Source organism: Paenibacillus sp. 598K, assembly GCF_003851045.1.
Classification (GTDB): domain Bacteria; phylum Bacillota; class Bacilli; order Paenibacillales; family Paenibacillaceae; genus Paenibacillus_D.
The window spans coordinates 31,739-37,738 of sequence record NZ_BFBX01000080.1; the positions used below are offsets into that span (position 1 = coordinate 31,739).

Below are 6,000 nucleotides of genomic sequence, written 5' to 3' on the forward strand. Positions count from 1 at the left end.
AATGCTCTAAGATAATTGCGCAAACTCGAACGTCAGCCCGGTGCGGGCTTCCGAGAACTGCCAGAGCCGGGCGGCGAGTTCGGCATTCTGGGCGAGCTGGGTCGGCGTCTCGAGGACCGGGTAGCCCTTCATCCGCATCGCGCCGCCGGGGCCGAGATACTCGCCGCCCCGCAGCTGCGAATCGGTCGCAGCGCGCACCGTCGGCAGGGCGCCCATATGGGCATCCTGGCCGAACAGTCGGAAGAACAGCTTGACCGGACCGGAGGTGCGGTCGAGATCGGTACGGGCCAGGCCCGGATGAGCGGCCGCGGCGAGGATATCGAGGCCGGCTGCCTTGATCCGCCGGTCCAGCTCCAGCGTGAAATACAGGTTCGCCAGCTTGCTGTCGCCGTAAGCCTGCCACGCTTTGTATTTGCGCTTTTGCCAATCGAGGTCGTCCAGGTCGATGCGTCCCATCCGATGGGCGCTGCTGGACACGGAGACGATGCGGCTGCCCGGCGTGCGGGCGAGCAGCGGGAACAGCCGCGCGGTTAGCGCGTAGTGGCCGAAGTGGTTGGTGCCCATCTGCAGCTCGAAGCCTTGCTTGGTCTTGCTGTATGGCGGGATCATGACGCCCGCGTTGTTGATCAACAGGTCCAGGGTTGGATAGGAAGAGGCAAAGCTCTCGGCGAACCCTCTCACACTGTCCAGGTCGGTCAGATCCAGCGGCATGACGTGGATTTCGGCATCGGGATGCCCGCTGAGGATGGCCGCCTTGGCTTGCGTGCCTTTATCGGTGCTCCGTACGGCCAGGATGACGGTGGCGCCTTTGCGGGCGAGCATCCGCGCTGTAGCCAGGCCGAGGCCGCCGCTGGCGCCGGTGACGATTGCGATTCTGCCTGTCTGGGGCGGGATCTGCGCCTCATCCCATGTGCTCGTCGATTGCGGCATGTGCTGCTTCCTCCTTTTTCCTACGGGCTTCCTTAGGCTCACCAAGCAAAAACGACTTCGTCGTCCTTCAAGGACGTGCGGAGAGCTTTGTCGGAGAATTCTAAGCTGATGTTAGGGTGAAACATATACATGCTTAGAATTAAAAAAATACTTGTACTGAAATTACCACGCCGCAAGGGATCAAGGCAACCGCCTGGCTCAGTTGTTCTTGATCTGTTCACAAAAAAAGCGACGTCCCGCACAAATGCGGACCGCGAGCGGCCGACCCCGCTCCTCAGAACCTCCCCCGGAAACGAAAAAGGGACGCCCTCTAATCGAGGGACGTCCCAACGTACATCAATGGCCTGCGCTCTCCTCGTCGTTGGAGATGCGCATCACCTGGAACAGCTTGAACAGCAGACTGAAGACGATCGCGACGACGGTGGCCAGCGCCATGCCCTTGAGGGCGAAGTCGCCGAACTTCAGCTCGACATGGCTGAGGCCGGTAACGAGTACGATTGTCGTCAGGAACAGGTTGGTCGGCTTGCTATAGTCGACCTTGGCCTCGATCAGCATCCGCAGGCCGGAGGCCGCGATGACGCCGAACAGCAGCAGCGAGACACCGCCCATGACCGCCTCCGGGATGCCGGAGATCAGAGCAGAGAACTTGCCCATGAACGAGAGCACGATCGCGATGACCGCTGCGCCGCCGATGACGAAGGTCGAGTAGACGCGTGTAATCGCCAGCACGCCGATATTTTCGCCGTACGTCGTGTTCGGGGTCGCGCCGACGAAGCCGGAGACGATCGTCGAGAGGCCGTTGCCGAGCATCGAGCGATGCAGGCCGGGGTCCTTGGACAGATCCTTCTTGACGATGTTGCCGGTGACGACCAGATGGCCGATATGCTCGGCGATGACGACGAGCGCTGCCGGCGCGATGGCGATGATGACCGTCCATTCGAACACCGGAGCAGTGAAGGTAGGGGCCGCGATCAGGCTGGCTTCCCCGACCTTGTCGAAGTTGGTCAGGCCGAGCGGGATCGCGATCAGATAGCCCGAGATGATGCCGATCAGGATCGGGATGATCTTCATAAAGCCGCGGAATAGCACCGAGCCCAGCACGGTGATGAGCAGCGTCGCGGTCGAGAGGAAGACGACCTTGCCGTCCATCGACCAGGTAGCGGGATCTGCGCCATCGGGCGGGATCCAGCCCGCCATGCCGGCAGCGACCGGTACCAGCTCCAACCCGATGATGGCGACGATCGCGCCCATCGCCGCTGGCGGGAAGACGACGTCGATCCACTTGGTGCCGGCGAACCGGATGATGATGGCGACGAGCGTGAAGATGATGCCCGCCACGATGAAGCCGCCGAGCGCCGCCGCGTAGCCGCCTTCACCGATCTCGTACTTCACGACCATCGTCGCTGAGGCCAGGAAGGCGAAGCTCGAGCCGAGGTAGGCCGGGATTTTGCCCTGACACAGCCACAGGTAGAACAGGGTGCCGAGGCCGTTCATGAGCAAGCAGATCGCGGGATCGACGCCCAGCAGATTAGGGACCAGCACCGTCGAGCCGAACATCGCGAATAGATGCTGGAAGCTCAGCGGCAACGCCTGTCCGAGCGGCGGTCGTTCGTGGACCCCGATTTCTTTACGTATCATGTGATTTCTCCTTAAAGGTAAGTTGACATCTTCCGACGCCCATTCGAATTCTACCGACTCTGGCGCGGCTTGGCAAGGAAATTTTGCACATGCCATCGATGGTATAGACTGCGCTAGACAGGCGGCGTCCCTGTTTGTGTTAGAGAGAGTTTTTTCATTGTTCCTACGCGGCGCGACTGCCATAATGAGAGTGAATGGATAGCACGGTTTCAGTTAGCATCTCACAACGAAGCAGGAGTGATCCTAGAGATGAAGACGAGCAACAGTTTCTCAACATTTGGCGGCATTGCGCTGATCGTTTCGGGCGTTCTTTTTTTGGCCCAATCGCTTTTTCTGCTGCCCGTTCCAGGGCCGCCATTGGCCGACAGCGATCTGCTGTCCTGGCTGCAGGATTGGAAGCTGCATTTTGCGATGGCGGACGAATTGCTTTTTTTCGCTACGCTAGGCGTTATCCCGTCTATTATCGTGCTGTACCGGTTGGCGAAGACGGCTCAGGCCCAAACCTTGCTCGCTTGCGGGATTATGGCCATCATCCTGCCGGTGAATATGGTCATCGTCGTTATCCTGGGACGGCTGGCCTATCCGGTCTACGGGATCGAGCTGGATGCCGAGAGCTACAGGTTGCTGCTGAGCCTCTATTATGGAGGCGTTCATACGGTCGCGCTCTTATGGAGCGCCGCTGTCATCCTGATTTGCTTCGTTATTCGGAAGAGCCCGCTCGGCAAGACGGTCGCCTATTTCGGATTTGCGGCAGGGATTTTGCAGTTAGTGGGAGCTTATCCGTGGCTGTTTAATAACGTGACGATCTTTGTTGCTCAGCTTATGTTGTGCGTGTGGTTTGTCATGCTCGGCATTCGGATGATCGGAAGAAGGCTGGAATAACCTCTGGGTTCCTGGTCGATGGCATGGGACGAAGTCTGCTATACTAATCTAACCATACCATCTAGTGGACGAAGGAGAGCCTATGAGCGGAATAACGATCGGTCTGTTCGCGCATGTCGATGCGGGCAAGACGACCTTTGCGGAACAACTGTTATATCATACCCGGAGCATACGGGAGCGCGGGCGCGTGGACCATCAGGACGCCTTCCTCGACAGTCACGAGATCGAGCGGGCGCGCGGCATTACCGTATTCGCGGACCAGGCGGTGCTGCAATGGCGGGACACCGTCTATTACCTGATCGACACGCCGGGTCACGTCGACTTCTCGCCGGAGATGGAGCGGGCCGTGCAGGTGATGGACTATGCGATCCTCATCGTCAGCGCTGTCGAGGGCGTGCAGGGTCATACCGAGACGGTGTGGCAGCTGCTGCGCCAGCATCGGGTACCGACCTTCTTCTTTATCAATAAAATGGACCGCACCGGCGCCGACGCCGACCGCGTGCTGGCGGAGATCCGCGCCCAGTTGACGGAGGACGCGGCGTGGCTCGGCGCTTGGGCGGGCGGCGGGGCGCTAGAGATGGGGATTGCGTCAGAGACGGACAAGGAGTCGGAGGCAAGGTCGAACGCGGATGCGCTGCCGGGAGCCAGGGCCGGAGAGGATCGGCGGAAGCTGCCGATATTGCCAGAGGCGCTGCTGGAGCAGGCGGCCGAGCGAGACGAGGCTTATCTGGAGGCCTATCTGGCGGGAGAGCGCGACCCTGCGTACTGGCTGGCGGCGCTGCGGCGACTCGTACGCGAGGGACGGCTGTACCCGTGCGGCAGCGGCTCTGCCTTGCAGGACGAGGGGGTAGCCGAGCTGCTCGAGCAGCTCCATCTGCTCGCCCGGACGGACTATGACGAGCGGCTGCCGTTCGGCGCGCGCGTCTACAAGATCCGCCACGACGCCAGCGGCGTCCGGCAGACGTATATCAAGGTACTGAGCGGCACATTGCGGGTGCGCGATGAGCTGAGCTATACCGTGGGCGGGGAGATGGCACGGGGGCATAGCGAGACTGGCGGCGCTACGGTGTTGCGCGAGAAGGCAACGCGGCTGCTCCGGGTGAACGGCAGTCGCTCGACGCCCGTCGAGACGGCGGTCGCCGGCGATCTGTGCGCTGTTGTTGGGCTGTCGGCAGCCGTCGCCGGGCAGGGATTGGGAGCGTGCCAGGATCGGAGTGGCTACGAGCTCGTGCCGACACTTACCTCGCGGGTCGATTATGACCCGTCATTGCCGATTAAGGAAGTGCTCCGGGTATTCCGCATCCTCGACAGCGAGGACCCGTCGTTAGGCGTCGTCTGGGAGGAGGAGCTGCAGGAGCTGCACATCCACGTGATGGGGGTGATCCAGCTCGAGGTGCTGCAGACGCTGGCGCAGGAGCGATTCGGCCTGGCGGTCAGCTTCGGCCCGCCAGAGATCCTGTACAAGGAGACGATTGCGCAGCCGGTCATCGGCTACGGACATTTCGAGCCGCTGCGCCATTATGCCGAGGTGCATCTGCGTCTGGAGCCGGGCGAGCGCGGCAGCGGCATCGTCTTCCGCAGCGAATGCCATGTGCACGAGCTAAGCGTCGGCCATCAGCGACTCGTCGAGACACATCTGCTCGAGCGCGACCACCACGGTCTGCTGACTGGGATGCCGCTGACCGACGTGCAGGTGACGCTGCTGCGAGGGGCGGGGCATAAGGAACATACGCATGGCGGCGACTTCCGCGAGGCGACATTCCGGGCGCTCCGGCAAGGACTGGAGAAGGCCGACAATATACTGCTGGAGCCTTATTACGACTTCAAGGTGCGCGTCGAGCTAGATCATCTGGGCCGGGTCATGTCGGATGTCCAGCGGGCGTCGGGCCGCTTCGAGCCGCCGGAGACGACGAGCACGCACGCGATCGTCCGAGGCACGGTGCCGGTCGCTACCTTCATGGACTACAGCACGGAGCTGGCGGCCTATACTCAGGGCAAAGGAACGCTGCAGCTCGTATTCGCCGGCTATGACCGCTGCCACAACGAGCAGGAAGTCATCGAGCGCAAGGCGTATCGCAAGGACGCCGACCCGCTCTACACCTCCGCCTCGATCTTCTGCGCCAAAGGGGCCGGCTATTCCGTGCCATGGGACGAGGCGGAGGGCAAGATGCATCTGTTGTAGGGGAGGGTGGCAGCCGCGTTGGCTGGAGTGGGGCAAAACAGGAGCACGTCCGGTCTTCCGGCAGAAGCAAGCCTTGCTCGGCAGCCCGCATGCAAGGCTCAGGCGAGGAAGCGATGCTGAGTCGGGCGCGCTCGCGGGCACAGTAGCGCAAGAAAGTTTCGTTAGAGCGACGAATTGCCCGCCTGGAGGAGCAGTAGCGCAAGAAAGTTTCGTTAGAGCGACGATTTGCCCGCCTGGAGGAGCAGTAGCGCAAGAAAGTTTCGTTAGAGCGACGAATTGCCCGCTTGGAGGAGAAGTAGCGCAAGAAAGTTTCGTTAGAGCGACGAATTGCCCGCCTGAAGGAGCAGTAGCGCAAGAAAGTTTCGTTA

The 6,000-nt window shown here is 61.4% G+C and carries 4 protein-coding genes; 2 read left to right on the forward strand and 2 right to left on the reverse strand.

What is annotated here, in order from left to right; all coding sequences use genetic code 11:
* Positions 1-6 precede the first annotated feature (6 nt).
* Both PA598K_RS22055 and uraA read right to left on the reverse strand, forming a co-directional pair.
* The gene (locus PA598K_RS22055; protein WP_128659038.1) at positions 7-930 is read right to left on the reverse strand and encodes an oxidoreductase; all 924 of its coding nucleotides are present in this window, start codon (positions 928-930) and stop codon (positions 7-9) included.
* Between the two features lie 336 nt (positions 931-1,266).
* Positions 1,267-2,568, reverse strand: coding sequence for a uracil permease (gene uraA / locus PA598K_RS22060; protein WP_128659039.1), 1,302 nt, complete (start codon positions 2,566-2,568; stop codon positions 1,267-1,269).
* 249 nt (positions 2,569-2,817) lie between these two features.
* Here uraA and PA598K_RS22065 point away from each other — a divergent pair, with 249 nt between their 5' ends.
* Both PA598K_RS22065 and PA598K_RS22070 read left to right on the forward strand, forming a co-directional pair.
* Positions 2,818-3,450: a hypothetical protein gene (locus PA598K_RS22065; RefSeq protein ID WP_128659040.1), complete on the forward strand. Its 633-nt coding sequence runs from the start codon at positions 2,818-2,820 to the stop codon at positions 3,448-3,450.
* A gap of 82 nt (positions 3,451-3,532) precedes the next feature.
* Positions 3,533-5,632, forward strand: a complete 2,100-nt coding sequence (locus PA598K_RS22070) for an elongation factor G (RefSeq protein ID WP_128659041.1) — start codon at positions 3,533-3,535, stop codon at positions 5,630-5,632.
* Positions 5,633-6,000: the final 368 nt, after the last annotated feature.